15 protein-coding genes and 3 pseudogenes are annotated in these 22,173 nt (G+C 64.3%); 8 read left to right on the forward strand and 10 right to left on the reverse strand.

Annotated features, from left to right (window positions below; translation table 11 throughout):
• The first annotated feature begins 308 nt into the window (after nucleotides 1-308).
• The 4 genes from OKW39_RS04415 (at nucleotide 309) to OKW39_RS04430 (ending at nucleotide 5,319) form a co-directional block, all read left to right on the forward strand.
• Nucleotides 309-824, forward strand: coding sequence for a MarR family winged helix-turn-helix transcriptional regulator (locus OKW39_RS04415; RefSeq protein WP_429562157.1), 516 nt, complete (start codon nucleotides 309-311; stop codon nucleotides 822-824).
• Nucleotides 825-876: 52 nt separating this feature from the next.
• Entirely contained in the window at nucleotides 877-2,397 is a 1,521-nt protein-coding gene (locus tag OKW39_RS04420) for an efflux transporter outer membrane subunit (protein WP_429562158.1), read from the forward strand.
• An 83-nt stretch (nucleotides 2,398-2,480) separates the two neighbouring features.
• Nucleotides 2,481-3,722 carry an EmrA/EmrK family multidrug efflux transporter periplasmic adaptor subunit gene (locus OKW39_RS04425; RefSeq protein WP_090804128.1) on the forward strand — a complete coding sequence of 414 codons (1,242 nt, stop codon included), beginning with the start codon at nucleotides 2,481-2,483 and terminating at the stop codon, nucleotides 3,720-3,722.
• A gap of 34 nt (nucleotides 3,723-3,756) precedes the next feature.
• A complete protein-coding gene (locus tag OKW39_RS04430; RefSeq protein WP_429562159.1) occupies nucleotides 3,757-5,319 on the forward strand; it encodes a DHA2 family efflux MFS transporter permease subunit in 1,563 nt (520 codons plus the stop codon).
• Between the two features lie 124 nt (nucleotides 5,320-5,443).
• Here OKW39_RS04430 and truB read toward each other — a convergent pair whose 3' ends face one another.
• The 5 genes from truB to rimP form a co-directional block, all read right to left on the reverse strand.
• Nucleotides 5,444-6,379: a tRNA pseudouridine(55) synthase TruB gene (gene truB, locus OKW39_RS04435; RefSeq protein ID WP_429361626.1), complete on the reverse strand. Its 936-nt coding sequence runs from the start codon at nucleotides 6,377-6,379 to the stop codon at nucleotides 5,444-5,446.
• Nucleotides 6,380-6,455: 76 nt separating this feature from the next.
• The gene (gene rbfA, locus OKW39_RS04440; RefSeq protein WP_008922231.1) at nucleotides 6,456-6,821 is read right to left on the reverse strand and encodes a 30S ribosome-binding factor RbfA; all 366 of its coding nucleotides are present in this window, start codon (nucleotides 6,819-6,821) and stop codon (nucleotides 6,456-6,458) included.
• A gap of 233 nt (nucleotides 6,822-7,054) precedes the next feature.
• Nucleotides 7,055-9,976, reverse strand: a complete 2,922-nt coding sequence (gene infB / locus OKW39_RS04445) for a translation initiation factor IF-2 (protein ID WP_429336242.1) — start codon at nucleotides 9,974-9,976, stop codon at nucleotides 7,055-7,057.
• Between the two features lie 94 nt (nucleotides 9,977-10,070).
• Nucleotides 10,071-11,546: a transcription termination factor NusA gene (gene nusA, locus OKW39_RS04450; RefSeq protein WP_090804122.1), complete on the reverse strand. Its 1,476-nt coding sequence runs from the start codon at nucleotides 11,544-11,546 to the stop codon at nucleotides 10,071-10,073.
• Nucleotides 11,543-12,001 (reverse strand): ribosome maturation factor RimP, encoded by a 459-nt coding sequence (rimP, locus tag OKW39_RS04455; protein WP_006052964.1) that lies wholly within the window; start codon nucleotides 11,999-12,001, stop codon nucleotides 11,543-11,545. Before rimP ends, nusA begins: the two co-directional genes overlap by 4 nt.
• Nucleotides 12,002-12,655: 654 nt before the next feature.
• On the opposite strand from rimP, the pseudogene OKW39_RS04460 reads away from it, so the two are divergent.
• A pseudogene (locus OKW39_RS04460) lies at nucleotides 12,656-13,122 on the forward strand (IS110 family transposase); the annotation flags it as partial.
• Between the two features lie 302 nt (nucleotides 13,123-13,424).
• On the opposite strand, the gene rluB reads toward OKW39_RS04460, so the two are convergent.
• The 4 genes and pseudogenes from rluB to OKW39_RS04480 all read right to left on the reverse strand — a co-directional run bounded on the left by rluB (nucleotide 13,425) and on the right by OKW39_RS04480 (nucleotide 19,016).
• Nucleotides 13,425-15,200, reverse strand: a complete 1,776-nt coding sequence (gene rluB, locus OKW39_RS04465; protein ID WP_429336241.1) for a 23S rRNA pseudouridine(2605) synthase RluB — start codon at nucleotides 15,198-15,200, stop codon at nucleotides 13,425-13,427.
• A 63-nt stretch (nucleotides 15,201-15,263) separates the two neighbouring features.
• Nucleotides 15,264-16,307: an SMC-Scp complex subunit ScpB gene (gene scpB / locus OKW39_RS04470; protein ID WP_090804119.1), complete on the reverse strand. Its 1,044-nt coding sequence runs from the start codon at nucleotides 16,305-16,307 to the stop codon at nucleotides 15,264-15,266.
• A gap of 394 nt (nucleotides 16,308-16,701) precedes the next feature.
• Nucleotides 16,702-17,923, reverse strand: a pseudogene (locus tag OKW39_RS04475) (pyridoxal phosphate-dependent aminotransferase).
• A 190-nt stretch (nucleotides 17,924-18,113) separates the two neighbouring features.
• Nucleotides 18,114-19,016 (reverse strand): LysR substrate-binding domain-containing protein, encoded by a 903-nt coding sequence (locus OKW39_RS04480; RefSeq protein WP_429562160.1) that lies wholly within the window; start codon nucleotides 19,014-19,016, stop codon nucleotides 18,114-18,116.
• A 403-nt stretch (nucleotides 19,017-19,419) separates the two neighbouring features.
• Here OKW39_RS04480 and OKW39_RS04485 point away from each other — a divergent pair.
• Both OKW39_RS04485 and OKW39_RS04490 read left to right on the forward strand, forming a co-directional pair.
• Nucleotides 19,420-19,815, forward strand: a pseudogene (locus OKW39_RS04485) (transposase); the annotation flags it as partial.
• A 333-nt stretch (nucleotides 19,816-20,148) separates the two neighbouring features.
• Complete coding sequence (locus OKW39_RS04490) at nucleotides 20,149-20,400, forward strand: hypothetical protein (RefSeq protein ID WP_429562161.1); 252 nt, start codon at nucleotides 20,149-20,151, stop codon at nucleotides 20,398-20,400.
• Nucleotides 20,401-20,771: 371 nt separating this feature from the next.
• Here the strand turns inward: OKW39_RS04490 and OKW39_RS04495 are convergent, their stop codons facing one another.
• Nucleotides 20,772-21,095 carry a hypothetical protein gene (locus tag OKW39_RS04495; protein WP_018418368.1) on the reverse strand — a complete coding sequence of 108 codons (324 nt, stop codon included), beginning with the start codon at nucleotides 21,093-21,095 and terminating at the stop codon, nucleotides 20,772-20,774.
• A gap of 265 nt (nucleotides 21,096-21,360) precedes the next feature.
• Between OKW39_RS04495 and OKW39_RS04500 the strand changes: the two genes are divergently transcribed.
• Nucleotides 21,361-22,080, forward strand: coding sequence for a YdcF family protein (locus tag OKW39_RS04500; protein ID WP_429361632.1), 720 nt, complete (start codon nucleotides 21,361-21,363; stop codon nucleotides 22,078-22,080).
• Nucleotides 22,081-22,173 lie beyond the last annotated feature (93 nt).

The following is a 22,173-nucleotide window of genomic DNA, read 5'->3' on the forward strand; positions in this document are numbered from 1 at the left end:
TGAGTGCGCCGCTTGCTTATGCTGCTGGTTGAGGAGCCAAACCACGACAACAAGCCCAAAGCGCACTTTTGGGAACCCAAAATTATAGCACGCATGGATGATCCTTTTCTGGTATTCCCCGATAGACCGTCCGCTCTCCGCCCTTGCGCGAGTTGCGCGAATCGCGCCTTGCCCCGCCCTACGTCATTCCGTACGGTTTGTTGCTTGAGCGCGAAATCATCCTTGCCTAAGCTGTATTAACGCTTGTCGCGTCAATCAACAGCCAGCTATACTAATGCCTAGTCAACCATTGCATTCGCACGAGAATCATGACGGAGCCGTCCAACGAATCCACGCCGGATCTCAGCGAGTACCAGCTCGGCGAAAGCGTCGGCTATCTCATCTCACGGGTGAGATCGACGCTATCAAACCTCATCACACAGCGCAGCATGGCCGAACTCGGCATCACCAGCCAGCAAGGCAGCATCCTGTTCATGGTGGCGAGCGGCAAATGCCTGCTCGCGGCTGAGTTGGCGCGTGAATACGGAATCGACGCAAGCGCCGTCACGCGCCTGATCGACCGGCTCGAAAAGCGCGGCCTGCTCACGCGGGTGCGCAGTAACGAAGACCGGCGCGTCGTGCGCCTCGCGTTGACGCCGGAAGGCCATGCGATCGCGGCTCGCATGCCGGCTATTTTCAATGGCGTGCTCGATAACCTGCTGAACGGGTTCACCCCGGAAGAAGTGGGCTTCCTGAAGAGCATGCTGCGTCGCGTGCTCGTCAATTCCGGCGAACACACGGGACTTTCCCGCGACCCCGCAAGCCATCCCGATAGCAAATCGTAATAGCTTGCTTGCTGCGTCCATCAATACATTCCACTCAAAGAAGAGTCGAGCGATGAAATCCCTTTCCCTGTCCGCGCCCGCGCTGTCGAGCCGGTCCGCTGTCGCCGCAGCGGTGACGGCGCTCGCCCTCACGGGGTGCGCGAACTACTTCGGCGTCAAAAGCGACAAGCAGATCGCGTCGCCGACGCAGTACGAGTCGACGCAAAGTCTGCCCAACGAGGGCGGCCAGTGGCCATCGCTCGACTGGGCCAACCAGTTCGGCGACCCGCAACTGCCGAAGCTGATCGCGGAAGCGCTCGAGGGCAGCCCGTCGATCGCCCAGGCGCAAGCGCGGCTCGCAAAGGCTTCCTCGTATATCGAAAGCTCGCGCGCAGCGCTGTTCCCGAAGGTCAGCGCGAGCTATTCATGGACCCGCGAGCTGTACTCGGCAAACTCCCTTTACCCGCCTCCGTTCGGCGGCACCTGGTATAGCGAGAACAACGTGCTCGCGAGCGCGTCGTGGGATCTCGACCTGTGGGGCAAGAACCGTCAGCGGCTCGGCCAGGCCGTGTCGCAGCAGAAAGCCGCCGAGGCCGATATGCAGCAGGCGCGCGTGACGCTCGCCGCGTCGGTCGCGAGCACCTACAACCAGCTCTCGCAGCTGTATGCGTTTCGCGACATCGCCGCGCGTGAAATCGCGAACCGCCAGGACGTCGGCCGTATCACGAATGACCGCGTGACGGCCGGCCTCGACACCAACGTCGAGAAGCAGACCGCCGCCGGCAACGTCGCGACGAGCCAGTCGAACCTGACCGACCTCGACGGCCAGATCACCGTCGTGCGCTACCAGTTGGGCGCGCTGCTCGGCAAAGGCCCGGACCGTGGCCTGCGGATCGACAAGCCGGTGCTCACCGGCGGCGACGTGGTCGCTCTGCCGGACAACATCCCGGCCGACCTCGTGGCGCGTCGCGCGGACATCGTCGCCGCGCGCTGGCAGGTCGAAGCCGCGATGCATGACGTGAAGGAAGCGAAAGCCGAGTTCTACCCGGACGTGAATCTCGCGGCCGGCTTCGGCTTCGACGCGTTCGGCTGGGGCCGTTTCCTGACCGCGTCGAGCCGTCAGATCCAGTTCGGCCCGGCGATCCATCTGCCGATCTTCGACGCCGGCGCGTTGCGCGCGCAGTTGAAGGGCCGCTACGCCGACTTCGAGGGCGACGTCGCGAACTACAACCAGACGCTGATCAACGCGCTGCAGGACGTCTCGACGCAGGTGTCGTCGATCCGCTCGATCGACCGCCAGGAGGGTGACGCCCAGCGCGCGCTCGACGCGTCGAGCAAGGCGTACCAGCTCGCCGTAATCCGCTACAAGGCCGGCCTGTCGCCGCAGCTGCAGGTGCTTACCGCCGACGAAAACCGCCTTGCCGCCGAGCAGACGGTCACGGGTCTGCAGATGCGCCGCCGTAGTCTGCAGATCGGTCTGATCAAGGCACTGGGCGGAGGCTTCGACGCAACCCAGACCGGTCTCGTCGTGCCGACCGATGCTCCCGCATCGGCCAACGCCGCGAACCAGGCCACGAGCACCGCCGCGAACTGAGCGAGCCCGCCCGCGCCGACGCACACGCATACACACGAACACCCGAATAAACGACGACGTTCAAAAGAACCCGGAGCACATCAATGAGCACCCCCCAGCAGCCCGCCACTCCACCGCAAGCGGCGAACAACGGCAAACGCAAGCGCATGATGACGCTGCTCGTCATCGTGATCCTGATTGCCGCGGTCGCGTACGGCCTGTACTACTTCCTCGTCGCGCGCTTCCATGAAGACACCGACGATGCCTACGTGAGCGGCAACGTCGTGCAGATCACCCCGCAGGTCACGGGCACCGTGATCGCGGTCAACGCGGACGACACCCAGGTCGTCAAGGCCGGCGACCCGCTCGTCGTGCTCGACCCGGCCGACGCGCGCGTCGCACTCGAACAGGCCGAGGCCAATCTTGCGCAGGTGGTGCGCCAGGTGCGCGGTCTGTTCGCCGACGACAGCCAGTACGAAGCGCGGGTCGCGGCGAGCCAGGCCGATCTGTCGCGCGCCCAGGACGACCTGAAGCGCCGTATGACGGTCGCGCAAACCGGCGCGGTATCGCTGGAAGAAATTTCGCACGCACGCGACTCCGTGAAGAGCGCGCAAGCCGCGCTCGACGCCGCCAAACAGCAACTCGCGGCAAACCGCGCGCTGACCGCGAACACCACGATCGCCGATCACCCGAACGTGCAGGCCGCCGCCGCGAAGCTGCGCGACGCATACCTGAACCACGCTCGCAATACTCTACCGGCGCCGGTCACAGGCTATGTCGCAAAACGCTCCGTGCAGGTCGGCCAGCGCGTATCGCCCGGCTCGCCGCTGATGGCGATCGTGCCGCTGCATGACGTGTGGGTCGAGGCGAACTTCAAGGAAGTGCAACTGAAGCACATGCGCATCGGCCAGCCGGTCGAACTGACGGCCGACGTCTACGGCTCGTCGGTGCCGTATCACGGCAAGGTGGTCGGCTTCTCGGCCGGCACGGGTTCGGCGTTCTCGCTGCTGCCCGCGCAGAACGCGACCGGCAACTGGATCAAGGTCGTGCAGCGTCTGCCGGTGCGTATTTCGCTCGATCCGCAGGAGCTGGAGAAGCATCCGCTGCGTATCGGTCTGTCGATGCAAGCTGACGTGAACATCAAGGACGACACCGGCGGCCAGCTCGGTCAGGCGCCGTCCACGGTTTACCAGACCAACGTCTTCGACAAGTACGGCGCGGAAGCCGATGCGGAAATCGCGCGCATCATCTCGGAAAACGCCGGCACGAACGCGAACGGCGGCGCGCAGAAGTCGACCGCGGCGAGCGCCGCGGCCGCCGCGAAACCGGCGGCCCATAAGAGCTGAGGGTCCGCCCGATGATTCATGGAAGGCTCTTTTAATGGCTCAGGCTCAGGCGCAAGTCCCTCACCCGCCGCTCGAGGGCGCGCAACTGGTGATCGGCACCATCGCGGTGTCGCTCGCCGTGTTCATGAACGTGCTCGACACGTCGATCGCGAACGTGTCGATCCCGTCGATTGCCGGCGACCTCGGCGTATCGTCCGACCAGGGCACGTGGGTGATTACGTCGTTCGCGGTGGCCAACGCGATCTCGGTGCCGCTGACCGGCTGGCTCACCGACCGCATCGGCCAGGTGCGGCTGTTCATGGCGTCGATCATGCTGTTCGTGCTGTCGTCATGGATGTGCGGGCTGTCGCCGAACCTGCCGTTCCTGCTTGCGTCGCGCGTGCTCCAAGGCGCGGTGGCCGGCCCGATGATCCCGCTGTCGCAGACGCTGCTGCTCGCGAGCTATCCGCGCGCGAAGGCGCCGATGGCGCTATCGATGTGGGCGATGACCACGCTGATCGCACCGGTTGCCGGTCCGATCCTCGGCGGCTGGATTTCCGACAACATCTCGTGGCCGTGGATCTTCTACGTCAACATTCCCGTCGGCGCGGTCGCGGCCGCCGCGACGTGGATGATCTTCCGTAACCGCGATTCGGTCATCAGGAAGGCGCCAATCGACGGCGTCGGCCTCGGTCTTCTGATCGTCTGGGTCGGCTCGCTTCAGGTGATGCTCGACAAGGGCAAGGACCTCGACTGGTTCTCGTCGACGACGGTCGTCGTGCTCGCGCTCCTCGCGGTGATCGCGCTCGCGTTTTTTATCGTGTGGGAGTTGACGGCCGAGCATCCGGTGGTTGATCTGTCGCTGTTCAGCCGGCGCAATTTCACCGGCGGCACGATCGCGCTGTCGATCGGCTATGGGCTTTACTTCGGCAATCTCGTGCTGTTGCCGCTGTGGCTCCAGACCGATATCGGCTACACGGCGACAGAAGCCGGACTTGTGATGGCACCCGTCGGTGTGTTCGCGATCCTGTTGTCGCCTCTGACCGGCAAGGTGCTGCCGCGTACCGATCCGCGCTATATCGCGACGCTGTCGTTCCTGATTTTCGCGCTGTGTTTCTGGATGCGCTCGCGTTATACGACGGGCGTCGATACGTACTCGCTGATGCTGCCCACGCTGATTCAAGGTATCGGTATGGCCGGCTTCTTTATTCCGCTCGTGTCGATCACGCTGTCGGGCTTGCCGGGCCATCGGATTCCGGCGGCCTCGGGGCTGTCGAACTTCGTGCGGATCATGTGCGGCGGTATCGGCACGTCGATCTTCCAGACCGCCTGGGATCACCGCACGATCATGCATCACGCGCAACTGACCGAACAGGCGAATGCTTACAACCCAGCGTTCGGTCAATCGATTCATCAGATGGGCGCGGCGGGCCTGGATCAGCAGCAGACCTATGGTCTCTTCAACACCATGGTCACGCAGCAGGCCGCGCAGCTCGGCGTAAACGATCTGTTCTTCATTTCGGCCGGTATTTTTGTCGCGCTGATCGCGCTGATCTGGATCACGCGGCCGGAACGGGCAGGCGGCGATGCGGGAGCGGCGGCGGCCACGGCGCATTGAGGGGGGTGTTTGTGGTGTTGCTTTAGTTCGACACCGCTCCACCGGAGGGCATGATCAAAACGGGATCGCTCGATGGCGATCCCGTTTTTTTATTGTCCGCGCCGGGCTGGCAAAACGGCGACCTCTAGCTCTCCGTCGTCACGATCAGACGGTCGGGTGCGAGCACGCCTTCGCCCGGCTTCGCGACCCCCAGAAGCCGCCCCTGCGCCGAGTACACCCTCACGCGCGGGGCATTCACCGCGTCGGCGGCGATCGTCAGCGACGACAGCTTCAGGCGCTGGCCGTGAAGGAAGCGGCGCGTGTCATCGTCGTTCAGACAGACCTGCGGGAACGTGGACAGCAGCGCGTCGACCGGTTGCAGCCATGCGTCGCGTTCGAGTTCGGTCGCGTAGGACAACGCGTCGAGCGTGACCGAATGCTCGAGCGTCAGCGCGCCGACGCCCGTGCGCCGCAGCGCGACCAGATGTGCGCCGCAGCCGAGCGCTTCGCCGATATCCTCGGCAAGCGTGCGCACATAGGTGCCCTTGCTGCACGTCACGCGAAACGTCACATCCGGCAACGCGCACGCAATCAGCTCGAGCGCGCGAATCGTCACCTGCCGCCCTTCCCGTTCGACCGTCTGGCCGGCGCGCGCGTACTGGTACAGCGGCTTGCCATCGCGCTTGAGCGCCGAGTACATCGGCGGAATCTGAACGATCTCGCCGATGAATTTCGGCAAAGCCGCCCGCACCGCCGCTTCGTCGCAGTCGACGGCGCGGATGTCGAACGCCTCGCCTTCGGCGTCGCCGGTGGTCGTGCGGATACCGAGGCGCATCGTCGCCTCGTAGGTCTTGTCGGCTTCGAGCAAGTCTTGCGAAAACTTGGTGGCCTCGCCGAAACACAGCGGCAGCAGGCCAGTTGCCAGCGGATCGAGCGTGCCGGTGTGGCCCGCCTTTTTCGCCAGATAAAGACGTTTCGCGCGAATCAGCGCGTCGTTGCTCGACAGGCCGAGCGGCTTGTCGAGCAGCAGCACGCCATCGAGCGCGCGACGCGGCACGCGGGGGCGTTGAGGTGCGGTCATGTCGAGGGAGGCAGAACGTTCGGGAAATGCGAAAAACGGCGCCGCGCTACATGGAACGCCACGGCATGGCAGACGCTCAGTCGTCTTTCGCGCGCGTGGAATTTGCCTCGTCGATCAGACGCGACATCTCCACGGCGCGCTCGATCGTCTTGTCGTAGTGGAAATGCAGCGTCGGCACCGTGTGGATATGCAGGCGCTTGAACAGCAGATTGCGCAGATGGCCGGCAGCGTGCGTCAGCGCTTCGAGCGTTTGCTGCGGGTCGCCCGTCAGCGTCGTGAAGTAGACCTTTGCGTGCGCGTAGTCGGGCGTCAGCTCGACGCTCTGAAATGTGACGATGCCGATGCGCGGATCCTTGACCTCGCGCAGCAGCTCAGCCAGGTCGCGCTGGATCTGATCGGCGATCTGCACGTTGCGATTGGGAGTAGTACGTTTCTTAGGCATGGTGTTGTGTGCTCCGCTAAGACGGATGCAAAAAATTGGTTCGCGCGAGCCGTGTTCGATATTCGTTCGATATTCGTTCGATACGACGGCGTCGCGGTCGCCGCGGCGGGGTGAGAGTCCATTTGCGACGAACGCGGCAGCCAAGCCAGCAACAAACTCGACACTGCGGGCTCAAAAACAACGGGCGGAGCGGGCGTCAAGCCCGTTCCGCCCGCTGTGCCGTGCCGCGCGAATTACAGCGTACGCGCGACTTCGGTGACCTCGAAGACTTCGAACTGATCGCCTTCGACGATATCGTTGAAGTTCTTGATCGACATACCGCACTCGAAGCCCTGACGGACTTCTTTCACATCGTCCTTGAACCGCTTGAGCGAATCGAGTTCGCCCGTGAAGATGACGACGTTGTTGCGCAGCACGCGCACCGACGACGAGCGCTTGACGAAACCGTCCGTGACCATACAGCCGGCCACCGTGCCGACCTTCGGCACCTTGAATACCTGGCGTACTTCCACCGTGCCCGTCACGACTTCGCGCTTCTCCGGCGCCAGCATGCCCGACATTGCCGCCTTCACGTCATCCACGGCGTCGTAGATGATGTTGTAGTAGCGGATGTCGACGCCATTAGCTTCCGCGAGCTTGCGAGCCTGCGCATCCGCGCGGGTGTTGAAGCCGATGATGACCGCCTTCGACGCCGTCGCGAGATTGACGTCCGACTCGCTGATGCCGCCGACCGCTCCGTGCACGATCTGCACGCGTACTTCGTCGGTGGAGAGCTTCTGCAGCGACTGCACCAGCGCTTCCTGCGAACCCTGCACGTCGGCCTTGACGATCAGCGGCAGGTACTGCACTTCGCCCTCGCCCATCTGCTCGAGCATGTTCTCGAGCTTCGCGGCCTGCTGCTTTGCGAGCTTGACGTCGCGGAACTTGCCCTGACGGAACAGCGCAACTTCACGCGCCTTGCGCTCGTCCGGCATCACGATTACTTCTTCGCCAGCCTGCGGCACTTCCGACAGACCCTGGATTTCGACCGGGATCGACGGACCCGCGGACTTGGTCGGCTTGCCGGTTTCGTCGAGCATGGCACGCACGCGACCGTAGGCGCTGCCTGCCAGCACGACGTCGCCGCGGTTCAGCGTACCTGACTGGACGAGGATCGTTGCGACCGGACCCTTACCCTTGTCAAGCTTCGCTTCGATGACGAGACCCTTGGCCGGCGATTCGACCGGTGCCTTCAGCTCCAGCACCTCGGCCTGCAGCAGCACGTTTTCGAGCAGATCGTCGATGCCCGCGCCGGTCTTCGCCGACACCGGCACGAACGGCGAGTCGCCGCCGTACTCTTCCGGCACGACGCCTTCCGTGACGAGCTCCTGCTTCACGCGCTCCGGATTCGCTTCCGGCTTGTCGATCTTGTTGATCGCGACGACGAGCGGCACGCCGCCAGCCTTCGCGTGGGAGATCGCTTCCTTCGTCTGCGGCATCACGCCGTCGTCGGCGGCCACCACCAGGATCACGATATCGGTCGCCTTCGCACCGCGGGCACGCATTGCCGTAAAGGCTTCGTGACCCGGCGTGTCGAGGAACGTGATCACGCCGCGCGGCGTTTCGACGTGGTAGGCGCCGATGTGCTGCGTAATACCGCCCGCTTCGCCTGCCGCAACCTTCGCGCGGCGGATGTAGTCGAGCAGCGAGGTCTTGCCGTGGTCGACGTGGCCCATCACCGTGACGACCGGCGGACGTGGCAGCGCTTCGGCGTCGCTCGCTTCGCCTTCGACCAGCATGGCTTCCGGATCGTCCAGCTTCGCCGCGAGCGCATGGTGGCCCAGTTCCTCGACGATGATCATCGCCGTTTCCTGGTCCAGCATCTGGTTGATCGTGACCATCTGGCCGAGCTTCATCATCACCTTGATGACTTCCGAAGCCTTCACCGCCATCTTGTGCGCGAGATCCGCGACCGTGATGGTTTCCGGCACATGCACTTCACGCACGATCGGTTCGGTCGGCGCCTGGAACGTGGTGCTCTGCTCCTGATGCTTGCCACGCCCCTTCGGACCGCCGCGCCAGCCACGATCGACGCCGCCGCTCGAATCGCCGCGCGTCTTGATGCCGCGGCGCTTCGCTGCGTCGTCCTGCCAGCCGCTCTTACCGCCGCCCGGCTTCTTCTTGTCGCCCGCCGACGGTGCGCTCGCGGGCGCCGGAGTCGCGGCGGTTGCCGGCTTTCTCGCTGCCGGGCGCGCCGGTGCTTCACCAGCCGGACGCGCCGGCTTATGCAGCGTGCCCTTGGCTTCGGCCGCCTTGGCCGGCTCGGCGGGCTTCGGTGCCGGTTCCGGCGCCTTCACCTGCGCCTTGCGCGGCGTGTTCATCATTTCGCGAATCGCGCGCGCTTCGGCTTCGGCCGCCGCGCGGCGCTTGGCGATTTCTTCCTGTTCGGCGCGCGCCTTTTCGGCGGCCACACGCGCGGCGTCTTCCGCTTTCTTCGCGGCTTCGCGTTGCGCGGCGCGTTCCGCTGCCGCGCGTTCGTCGTCCTGCTCGTTTGCCTTCTCGGCAACCGGTGCAGCGGCTTTCGCCGCCGCCTGCTGGGCCTTCTCGCGAGCCGCCGCCTCGGCCGCAGCCGCTGCGCGCTTCTTTACATCTTCTTCCGCGCGCTGACGCTCGGCTTCCGCGGCCTGCTCGCGCGCCTGACGGTCGACTTCTTCGCGCTCGAGCTGTTCCTGGCGCGCCTTCAGCTCCTGCGCCTGCTTTTCGAGCAGCTCAGCTTCGTGACGTGCTTCTTCCTCCCGACGCTGCAGTTCGAGATCTTCTGCGTCCGCGTTCTCGGCCACATGATTCGATGCATCCCCGCCTTCCACGACAGTCTCGTCGCGGCGGACGAACGTGCGCTTCTTGCGCACCTCGACCTGAATGGTGCGAGCTTTGCCCGTCGCATCGGACTGCTTGATCTCCGACGTATGCCGTTTCGTCAGCGTGATCTTGCGCTTGTCTGCATCAGTCGAGCCGTGAGACTTGCGCAAGTGGTCGAGCAGACGCGCCTTGTCCGTTTCGGACAAGGAGTCGGCTTCGCTCGCTTTTGTGACGCCAGCTGCCTGCAGCTGCTCAAGCAGCACGCCTGCAGGCATTTTCAGTTCCGCGGCAAATTGGGCTACGTTGTTACTCGCCATTCATTCCTCTTAATGCAAGGACCGATTCCTTGCGGTTAGCATCGGGTCATGCGGCCTGACGGCCGCGTTCAATTCAGTGCGCCATGGTCATTTCTCACTGGAACCAGTGTTCACGTGCTTTCATGATCAACGCCTTAGCGGCATCCTCTCCCATCCCAGTCATCTCGACCAGTTCATCCACGGCCAGCTCGGCGAGTTCGTCGCGCGTCTGGATCTGATGTTCGGCCAGTTTCGCTAGCAGGTCGGCGTCCATGCCGTCCAGGCTCTTCAGGTCGAGCGCTACATTCTCGACCTTTTCTTCGTTCGCGATCGCCATCGTCAACAGCGCGTCGCGCGAGCGGTTGCGCAGTTCGTGAACGGTGTCTTCGTCGAATGCCTCGATTTCGAGCATTTCGTTGAGCGGCACGTAGGCGATCTCTTCGAGGCTCGTGAAGCCTTCGTCGATCAGGATGTCGGCGACTTCCTCGTCGACATCGAGACGCGCCATGAACAGGTCGCGCAGGACGCCACGCTCCTGATTCTGCTTCTGCGCAGATTCGTCCGGCGTCATGATGTTGATCTGCCAGCCGGTGAGCTCGCTGGCAAGCCGCACGTTCTGGCCACTGCGGCCGATCGCGACCGCGAGTTCGTTCTCGTCGACGACGACATCCATCGAATGCTTTTCTTCATCGACGACGATCGACTGCACGGCTGCCGGCGCGAGCGCGCCGATCACGAACTGGGCGGGGTCTTCCGACCATAGCACGATGTCGACGTTTTCGCCACCGAGCTCGTTGCGTACGGCCTGCACGCGCGAGCCGCGAATACCGACGCAGGTGCCGATCGGATCGATGCGCTTGTCATAAGCCACCACGCCGATCTTCGCGCGCACGCCCGGATCGCGAGCCGCCGCCTTGATCTCGAGCAGGCCCTGCTCGATTTCCGGCACTTCCATCTCGAACAGCTTCATCAGGAATTCCGGCGCCGTACGCGACAGCTCGATCTGCGGACCACGCGCGGTGCGGTCGACCTTCGCGATATACGCGCGCACGCGGTCGCCCACCCGAAGGTTTTCTTTCGGGATCAGCTGGTCGCGGCGCAGCAACGCTTCGACGCGGCCCGATTCGACGATGAAGTTGCCCTTGTCGAGGCGCTTCACCGAGCCGGTCATGATGTGTTCGCCGCGCTCGAGGAAGTCGTTCAGGATCTGCTCGCGCTCGGCGTCGCGCACCTTCTGCAGGATCACCTGCTTGGCGGCCTGCGCTCCGATACGGCCGAATTCGATTGACGGCACCGGCTCCTCGATGAACTCGTCGAGCTGAATATCGGGCTGCTGCTCGCGCGCCTCGAACAGCAAAATTTCCTGATCCGGTTCCTGCAGACCTGCTTCGTCCGGCACCACCTTCCAGCGGCGAAACGTTTCGTGCACGCCGCTTTCACGGTCGATGTGGACGCGGATATCCGCATCTTCTTCGAAGAGTTTCTTGGAGGCCGAAGCGAGAGCCGCTTCGAGCGCGGCAAATACCACGTCCTTATCGACATTCTTCTCGCGTGCCAGCGCATCCACCAGCATCAACACTTCGCGACTCATTGTTTGCGGCTCCTAAAGTCAACTTTCGGAACAAGGCGCGCCTTGTCCATGTCCGCGAGCGTGAAATCGAGCATCGCGGCCCCTTCTTTTCCTTCAAATTCCAGACCGATCGTCTCGCCTTGCGGAGCATGCAAAATGCCCCGGTACGATTTCCGACCGTCCAATGGCTTTTTCAGTGTGATAACCGCTTCGCTGCCCGCGAAACGTTCAAAATCCGCCAGTTTCTTCAGCGGGCGATCGAGACCGGGTGACGATACTTCGAGCCGCTCGTAATCGATATTTTCGACCGTCAGAACGTGCTGGAGCTGACGCGTGACTTTCTCGCAGTCTTCGATTGCGATGCCGGCTGGTTGGTCGATATAGATACACAACATGCCGCGCCCGGTGCGCTCGAGATCGACGAGCTCGTAGCCGAGTCCCACGACCGTGGTTTCAATCAGTTCCGTCAGTTGCACAGTGCCCTCTTAGATGTTCGCGCAGCGAGCCTCGCCTCTTCTGCAAACAACCAATGCGGGCCGCGCGCCAAGCCGGCGCACGTTCGTGCGAACCCGAGATGCCGAACCACGATGAACTGAGCGGCAAAAAAAAATGGGCTGAACGCCCATCATCTTATTGCCGGTGGTCGCACCTGAGCCGCACATGAAACCGTACGCCCAGCGACTTCGCGATTGTAGCCATTTTCCGGCCCAAACGCAATCCGCGGAACGCGGGGCGATGCGCATTTCCGCTTGATTTGATAGGAATCTTTCGACAATGTGGCGGCAAATCCGGGCTTTTGCAAGGTCGCCCGAGCCGTCGGGAAGGGGAGCCGGACGGGCTACGCCAACACTTTGCGGCGATGCGTCCTGTCGGTCTTCAGCGCAGTTTCGCACGGCGTTTGACGCATCGGAACGCCATGCGAACGCGGCAAACAAGAGGCGGCATAAAATCGCCAAAAACGATAAACGGCTCGGCCGGGAAGCACTCGACATTGCTAATCAGTATGCAGTATGACTCCCGTGAGGCAATGGCTGGCCCGCCGTAACGAATCAAGCGCGGGTTAGCATTGCAGCCAGAGCAGCACAGTGCGGACACGGCCGCTCCCGGCGATTTCCGGCACGGAGGCCAGCATGGAAGACGATAGCACGCTGTGCGTCCGTCTCGATGTACACAAGGACTCGATCACAGTCGCGTATGCGCCGGGCTCGGGCGAAGTCGAACTGCTGGGCAAGATCGGTATGACGCAGACTGATATCGATCACCTGTGCAGGCGCCTGCAGTCGAAAGTGCGGCACATCTGCGTTGTCTGCGAGGCCGGTCCATGCGGCTACGGACTTTACCGGCAGTTCGTGCAGAAGGGATTCGGGTGCATCGTGTGCGCCCGATCGCTGATTCCGAAAAAACCGGGTGAACGGGTCAAGACTGAGCGGCGTGATGCGATCAAGCTTGTGCGGTCTTTGCGCGCCGGTGACCTCTCCGCGGTGTACGTGCCGAGCGACGACGAAGCGTTCCGCGATCTGGCACGGACGTGGGTGGCGCCAAAGACGACCTGAAGCGCGCACGGCAACGCGTGAAGGCCTTTCTACTCTCGCTTGGGACGAGTAAGCCGCGACCAGGCTACGCAACGGACTACTGCATCCGACTTGCGGTTCCAGATAGCGGCAGGCTCATTGGGCGGACATCTGTAGTGCGGTACCCAACCCGCGGATATCAGCTTGATCCACCGCCGAAATGTACTGCTACACCGCCCTGAGGAAATTCCGGCAACATGAATTCGAGAAACTAAAAACCCGATCCCGATTGACACCGGAAGTCATATCAGCCTGGCAGGTCATGCGAACTGCACCAAAGGGTATGGCCGTTCAACGGCCACCCCTCAAACGCGGTACAGCGCTCCGCTCAACGGCCGCGCGAGCGACCGCGCGCCGTGCCGCCGCCACGATTCGCGCCGCCCGAACCCGCGTTGCCGCCGACACGGTTGGCGTTGCCGCCACGATTGCCGCCCGGCCCGCGATTGCCGCCGCTGTCGCCGGACGCGCCGGCACGCTTGCCGCCAGTGCGCGCACGGTTGCCGTTGGGCGACGACGCGCGATTGCCGTCGACGTCGCGGCCGCGCTGCCCCCCGGCGCCACGATTGCCCACACCGACACCAGAACCAGTGCCGCCCCCCATGCCCGCGCCGAAGCCACCGCCCGCCGCGCCACGGCGACCCTGTCCGCGCGGCTGCTGCTCGAAGCGGCTGTGCGACATCAACACCGGCTCGCGGTTGATAAAGCCCATCGACGTCTGCATCGGATCCGGCTGACGACGCTCCGGCGCCGCATTGCGGCTACCGCGCTCCTCAGTCGGCGCCTTCAGGCCGACCGATGCCATCAGTGCGCGCACCTGATTGTCCTCGAGTTCTTCCCAGCGGCCGCGCTTCAGACCACGCGGCAGGGAGATCGGGCCGTGGCGCGTACGGATCAGCCGGCTGACCATCAGGCCGGCCGCTTCGAACATGCGGCGTACTTCGCGATTCCGCCCTTCGGCGAGCGCGACGTGGTACCAGTGATTCGTGCCTTCGCCGCCGCCGTCGCGGATGCGCAAGAAATTCGCCGGGCCGTCCTCGAGTTCGACGCCGTTTAGCAGCTTCTGACGCATACCCTCGGCGAGTTCGCCGACGACACGCACCGCGTATTCGCGCTCGACGCTATAACGCGGATGCATGAACCGGTTCGCGAGATCGCCCGAGGTGGTCAGCATCAGCAGACCTTCAGTGTTGAAGTCGAGACGCCCGACCGCGACCCACTTGGCGGTTTTCATCGGTGGCAGCTTGTCGAACACCGATGGACGGCCTTCCGGGTCCGCGTGGCTGACGATTTCGCCGGTCGGTTTGTGGTACAGCAGCACGCGCGGCGGCTTGCCGGCGACCTTGCGCTTGACCGGCTTGCCGTTGATGCGGACCTGGTCGGTCGGCATGATGCGCTGGCCGATGTGCGCCGGTTCGCCGTTCACCGACACGCGGCCGGCGATGATCAGCTCTTCCATGTCGCGACGCGAGCCCATGCCCGCCTCGGCGAGCACCTTGTGCAGCTTCGGCGCGTCGTCATCGGGCGACAGCACGCGCTTCGGGGCCGCTGCCTTGCCATGGCGCAGCATCGGCGCGCGTACGCCGCCAGTCGTGGTGTTGTCGGCATCGAATGCGGGCGACGTCACGTATGAGAACAGATCGTCCTGAGCTGACTCCGCGGCCGCATCGGCGCCGCGGCGATTCTGGCGCTGGCCCTCACGTTGACCTTCGCGCGGCTGACGTTCGCGCTGGTCTTCGCGTGATGCGCCCTCGCGCTTCGCACCGCCAGCGTTACGACGCCCGCCCTGTTTCGCGCCCGCGTCCTTGCGCGGCGTGCGCACCTGGGCGACGACCTCGCCGTCCGGCGGCGTTTCGGCGACGACCGGCGCGCCTTGCGCGGGCGCGCCCTCGGCTGCCTTCGTCTTCGCGCCGGCGCGGCGTCGCGCGATCAGGCTGCGCGGCCCGCGACGCAGACCGCGGCGGGGGCGCTCTTCGCCCTCTGCTTCCGCGCCATGAGCCGGGCGCTCGCCCTCGCCTGTCGCCGCTTGCGTAGTGCGTTCGTCGGTCCGCGCCGACGGCACGGGGCGCTCGGATTCGGACGAATCGGTGTCGTGGGTATGTGTCAAAACAACCTCAAAATGTCAGGTCGCGCGCGCCCGTTGCGGGCGCGGCAAAAAAGTTCGGTTACGTCAGGCGCTGCGCGACTCGGTTTCGTCGTCGGTCAGAAAACCTGCGTCCTGTGCGGCATCGCGGCGATCCTCGGGATCGTCGTGCGCCGCCTCGATCGGGTTCGGCTCGGCGGCGTGCTCCGTATTGCGAGCTGCGCCCGAGCCGTGCGCGGGTGTTGCCGGATCGGTCTGGGCGACCGGATCGTAATGCTGTGCCGAGCCGGCGACGCTGGCATGCGCTGCCGCGGGTGCCGGTTCGGGCTGTTGTTGCATGTCGTGCGGCGCGCTCGACGCGTCTGACGCACTCGACGTGCCGGCCTGCCCGGTCGCTTCCGCACGGGGCTCCGGTTCGAGCGTCGACTCGGCTACCGTCTCGGGCGGCGCTGCTTCAAATCCCGACGCAGCGTGCTGCGCCGCTTCCGGCGGAGCCGGCTCGCCAGCCTCACCTGCGATGTCGTGCCCGGCATCCTGCACCGGCTGCTGCATGCTTTGCGCGTCGCCCTCGGCAAACTCGATCGCGTGCTGACCCAGCAGATCCGCGTTCAGTTGTGCGGACGGATCGGCAAGCGGAGGCAACTCGTCAAGCGCCGTTAGACCAAGGTCGTCGAGGAACTGGCGCGTGGTCGCATACAGCGCCGGACGCCCCGGCACGTCGCGATGACCGATCACCTCGATCCAGCCGCGATCCTCGAGCTGCTTGACGACCTGCGTATTCACCGTCACACCGCGAATTTCTTCGATATCGCCCCGTGTCACCGGTTGCCGGTAGGCAATGATCGCGAGCGTTTCGAGCACCGCGCGCGAATATTTCGGCGGTTTTTCCGGATGCAGCCGATCCAGGTACGAACGCATCGCGGGCTTGCTTTGAAACCGCCAGCCCGACGCCAGCCCGACCAGCTCCACACCGCGCCCAGACCAGTCCCGCTTCAGGTCTTCGAGCAAGGTCCGAACAGTGTCCGCCGACACGCCGTCGGCAAAGAGCTTGCGCAATTCGCCGAGCTTTAACGGCTCCTGCGCGCAGATCAAGGCAGTCTCGAGGACGATCTTCGCCTCTTGGGTATTCATGCAGCTAGGTCAGACCCTGTGGTCAAAGAACCGGATCAAACAGACGATGTGGAACTGAAGACGCGCTCGCCCGATTCTGATCGGTCATATTGATGGGAGCACGCACCGGGGGGTGGCGAACAGACTTATCGAGCCAGACCCAGCCGGACGGAGCGGCGATATTCCTGAAAGGAATCGCGTGACTGAGCGCCATATTACGCAAAAACGACCGGGGCGTAAAGCCGCGATCTGCCGTGCATCTTCTGCTGCGGCGCCGACCGGTGTAGCCGCGCCCGCCCGGGTCGAGTCGAGTCGAGTCGAGTCGAGTCGACAGCAAGAAGATTCTCACGATTCGCGGCTTTTCGCCGCTCGCGGTGCGTCAACACGAAGCGGGGGGGCGTACGAGGCCGCATGATCAGGCGCCGGCGTGGCGCGCCAGAAACCGCGTCAAGCGCTCGACGCCGGCATCGAGCCGCACCGTATCGCACGCATAGCACCAGCGCACGAACCCCTCGCCCTGCGGCCCGAACGCGCTGCCCGGTGCCACGCCGAGCCCGACCTCCCGCACCATAGCCTTGCACAAATCGAGACTGCGCGTCGCGCCCGGCATCGAGAAGAACAGATACATCGCGCCCAGCGGGGCCTTCACATCGACGCCGGGAACCGCCGACAGCGCGCGCACCAGATGATCGCGCGATGTCCTCAGGTCACGCACCAACTGCTGCGTAAAACGCTCGCCCTGCTGGAGCGCCGCGATGCCCGCCTGCTGCACGAACGACGGCGCGCACGACGTGTTGTACTCGACCAGCTTCGCCAGGTCGTCCATCAACGCGGTCGGCGCGACGATCCAGCCGAGCCGCCACCCCGTCATCAGCCAGGCTTTCGAGAACGAATTCACGCAGATCACGCGTTCGTCGCGTGTCGCGAGGTCGAGAAACGATGGCGCGGTGCGCACACCGGCCGCCTGGGCGGCGTCATCGCCGGGATAGTAGAGCCGCTCATAGACCTCGTCCGCGACGATCCAGATGCCGTGCCGCCGGCAGTGTTCGAGCACGCTGCGCTGGTCGTCGCGATTCATCACCCAGCCGGTCGGGTTGTTCGGCGAGTTGATCATCAGCATCTTCGTGTCAGGCGTCAGCGCGGTCAGCAATCGTCCGACGTCGAGCTCCCAGCCGCGTTCGCCGTAGCCGAGCGCGACGGTTTCGACATGCGAGCCGAGAATCTTCGGGATTTCGACCAGATTCGGCCATAGCGGCGTCACCGCGACGACGCGGTCGCCGCCGCCGACCACCAGCTGCGCGGCGAGCATCAGGCGCGTTGACGCCCGCGCTCGTGACCGCGACGTGCTCGGGCGACGTCGCCCCGTGCAACTCGCTGACGTAGCCCGCAAGTGCTGCGCGCAATGGCGCGATGCCGAGATTGTGCGTGTAAAACGTCGCGCCGGCGGCGAGCGCGGCGCTCGCGGCGTCGCGAATGAATGCGGGAGTGACGCGATCGGACTCGCCGAACCAGAACGGCAGTACGTCGTCGACGCCGAAACCGGCGTTCGCGACTTCACGGATTTGCGATGGACGCAGCGCGCGTACGGCGTCGCGCGCATTCGGGATGGAGGGCACGGGCAGGTCCAATTCGCTCATCGAGGCTTCCGGGTGGGTGAAGGATAAGAGGCTCGAAGCGCAACCGCGAAGGCGTGCGCGATGAAGATGGTAGTTTAGCGCGCCGGGTAACCGGACAGCGGCGCAGCGAGTAGCGGCAGGCGGCGTGTGGGCGGCGGGCCGCGCCCGGCGCCAATCCACCAGTCGAACGGATCGCACGCGATCCCGCCCGTTAATTCAACTCCTCGGCCCGGGCCGGCAACTGGCGGATCAGATTCCACACCGCCTCGGCCGCGGGCGACAGCGACCGGTCGCGCCGCCGCACCAGTTCGACGAGGCGTTCCGCGCGCGGCACCAGCGGACGCGCGATCAGCGACGCCCCCGCCGGCAGCGGCAGCGCGAGCCACGGCAGCACGCTGATCCCGACGCCCGCCTCGACGAGCCCGAACACCGTCGCCGAATGGCCGAGTTCCTGCACCACGGTGGCGTTCACGCCCTGCGCCTGCATCACGGCATCGATGAGGGGGCGGCTGCCGGACGCATAATCGAGCATCACGAGTTGCTCGCCGTCGAGGTCCTTCCACGTAACCTGCTTGCGCGCGGCGAGCCGGTGATCGTCACGCGACACGATGCAGAACGAGTCCGTCATCAGCGTCTCGCTGAGCAGATCGTCGTCGGAGAACGGGCCGATGATCACGCCGAAGTCCACTTCACCCGACTTCACCTTGCGCACTACGTCGCTTTGCACGTCGTCGCGCAGCCCAAGCGTCACATAAGGAAACTGCTGTCCGCACGACGCGACTACGCGCGGCATCAGCCGGCACGCGACGGTCGGGCTCGCCGCGACCACCACGCGTCCGCGGCGCTGCTCGCCGATTTCGCGGATCTCGCGCAACGCGTCGTCGAGATCCCCCAGCAGTCGCGACACACTCGCCACGAGGTTGCCGCCTACGTCGGTTAGTTGCACTTCGCGCGTCGTGCGATCGATGAGCTTCAGGCCGATCTCGCTTTCGAGCTCGCGTACGCAGCGACTGACCGCCGACTGCGTGAGGCCGATTTCGGCGCCGGCCCGACTGAAGCTTTGCAAGCGCGCCACCTCGATGAAAACCCTGAGCTGTCGCAGCGTCACATTCATTTGTTTACCTCATCAATAGCGCAGCTTGATGCGCATTGTACGACCAAATACATGCGGCAAAGCACCGTCCACGCGGCCGCTGCAATGCAGCAAAAAAGCGCGAACGCACGCCGGTCGGGCTTTTCTGCCCCAGATTGGTGATTGTCCCGATTTGCGAGATGGGTTTTTTGGATTCTTATACGGCCCTGGCTGGCGCCCGCGTTGGCCCGCCGCTACGGGGCTTTCAGGCAATCGGCAGCAGATTGGCACACTTCGTGCGTTGTGAAACGCACAGGGAGGGCGCCATGATTTCCGATGGCAATCCGTGGCAAGCCCGTCCCCTTTGGCACTCGCCTATCGAGTGCGTGAAGAGTGCGCGGCGCGGGGCAGCGCACCGGAGTTAGCTTCGCTGAGGTGAAACATGATGCTGTTCGACGATTTGAGAGATAACGAATGGGCGCTGGTCGAGGCTTTGTTCTGCGCCGAGCCGGCGCGCAGCGAACGGCGTGGTCGACCGCGCGTGGAAGCTCGGGCGGTGGTCAACGCCGTGCTTTGGGTGTTGTCGACAGGCGAAGGCTGGTCCAAGTTGCCGGGCCGCTACCCGTCCCCCCCGACTTGCCGCCGGCGCTTCGACGAGTGGCAAGCCGATGGCACGCTCGCTGAAATTGTGAAACGGCTTGGCACGAGCGGCCGCGAAATCTCGCTGCGCGGCCGGATCGGCGCAACGGCCGCGAAACCGCCGGCACCGCCGAGCCGCGACCGCCTACGCGGCGCGTTCTGGACCAATCCGGAATCGTGGCGCGCGCCGGTCAAGATGGCCTGACGCTAAACTACGCGGTCACCGGGCGCCTGTAGGCGCCCGGTTTTTTATCCAGCCACTTTTCCACGATTGCGTGCGCGCCCACGACCCGCCAGCATTTGACGGTCGCCGCGAGACGCTGTCTTCTCCGCTTCGCGCGCCCCTTCGTCGCGCCTCCCGCACAACCGCCACAGCGCTCCTTGCGCGCTGCCTCAGACTGCCAAACTACCCGATAGCTCCGGGTGAAACATCCATTTACTATTAATTACAGCGTGCTTTCGTCCTCCGGCATACGTTAATACTTATGCAAACAGGCCTTGAGTCGAGGGGCTCGAGGTTGAGGGGGATTTCGGAATGAAACCAATGTCACTGGTGTTGTGCGGCATTGTGATTTCATCGATGGCCGCGCCCGCAATTGCGCAACAACGCCCGCAAGGGTGGAACTGGCGCCCGGACCGCCAAGCCACGCTGGAAGCGTGGCAGCAGAGCGAGGCCCATAATCGCGACTTCACGGCGCCGACGCCGCGTGGCGATCTGCGCGGCGATATCGCCAGCAATGTGCGGGCTCGGCCCGATGCGCCGCGTGAGGATCAGCGGCGGCGTTGATTTGCCAAGTCGTCGCTCCGACGGCGCGTCGCACGACGCGGTGCCCACTATCTTGCATTGCGCACTTACGATCGGGGAACCACCGGACGCGGCACCAGTCTGACTCAACGCCATTAGCACAGCGTGGCAGTAGTAATTCCGGTATGCCCGTATCTTCGTGATACGGGCTTTTTTTCGCCCTCGAGGCGTTGATGGCATGAAAGGCGCGCAACGGCAACGACCTGCGCGGATCGCGTCGCCGCCTTGTCGATGGGAAGCCGAGATTCGCCCGCGGACGCGCACGGCGACCGGTCGACGTCAGCGACGGCCCGCCGAGGGGCGACAGGCCCGGGCGGACAGTGACTCAGTTCAGGTAAGCGATGAACCTTGAGCTAAGATCTGACTTCGGCTGTCGCGGCGGACTGCGGTTCGGCCGCGCCGAGAACATAATCGTTCATGCGTTGCGCTGTCCATGTGAGCAGACGCTCGTCGTGCTCGAGCCGCGCAAACTCCGCTTTGCCGCGTTCGGTGAGCACCGCGATGTCGACGGGAGCATGAAAGCCTGGCGCCGGTGCGACGGTTCGCTGACGAACGGTGTCCATCAGCCCCAGCGCGCGAAGATATTGGAAGACACCCGGCCTTCTGGCCCAGGGAACCTGACGATATTGCGCTCGCCGCAGCGCTTCAAGTACCGCTTCGTTGGAATACGTGGTCATCTCACTTCTTTCTTAAAGTGCAGCTATGACACATTCATGCCCACGCGTCACTGCGCCACCGGCGACGCGCGTAGCACCCGCGCCTGGTCGGAAGCTCGCCGCCTGTCTGACGGCGGATTTCCGCCAGGTGCTGCCTGGTCTCGTTTTCGGAACCCCCGTCAGAACGGCATGTTAGCGTTCTCTCCATGAACCGACGATGCAACCGCCGCGGCGCGATGGCAGGCCCGTGGATTTGTCCCGAAAGACATACGTTACCCCATTTAAATTGATTCTATTCACTTTATTAGCGCTTTTTTTTGCAGCAATCGTGCTATGGAAACGTGCGCGCCGGCCGCTCATCTTCTGCATGATCGCGCTGTTCTGGCTGCTCGCGGCCGGCTGGCTAACCGCGCCACTGCTCGATCTGGCGCAGCCGCAACGACAGAGCGCCACGGCCGCCACCTTCGCGCCACGCACCGCGATCATCCTGCTCGGCGGCGGCACGGTCTACGACCACGACCATGTGCTGGTGCCACCGCGCGACGTACTCTCGCGCATCGAGGTCAGCGCGCAGAACTACGCGGCCTGCAAGCGCACGGCGAGCACGTGCCGGGTGATCGTCAGCGGCGGCAATCCGCAGCGGCATAGCGCGACCGAAGCCGACACCTACCTGCCCTATCTGCTGCGTCAGCAGGTGGCGCGCTCGGACATCGTGCTCGAACAAAGCAGCCGCACGACCTATGAGAACGCGCGCAACGTCTCGGCTATTGTCGGTCAATCACATTACGACACGTTGATACTCGTCACCTCCGCGTATCAGATGCCGCGTGCGCTGCTCGATTTTCAGCGCTTCGGCGTCGAGCCGCAGCCGCAGATTTCGAGCGCGCGGCGCGCGCGGATCGGCGTGCTGCCGCGCTTCGCCAATCTCGTGGCCGCGGAGATAGCGTTGCATGAGCTGATCGGCCTCGCGCAATTTCACCTGTATCGCGCGATCGGCTGGTTCTAACGAACGATGTAGGCCGCTGCGCTCTGGCACTCGAGGACGTCGCGGTTTATTCGACCAGCGTCCAGTTATTACAAAACGTAACAAGTGTTGAGC

The organism is Paraburkholderia sp. MM6662-R1, from assembly GCF_050436245.1.
GTDB classification, from domain to species: Bacteria; Pseudomonadota; Gammaproteobacteria; order Burkholderiales; family Burkholderiaceae; genus Paraburkholderia; species Paraburkholderia tuberum.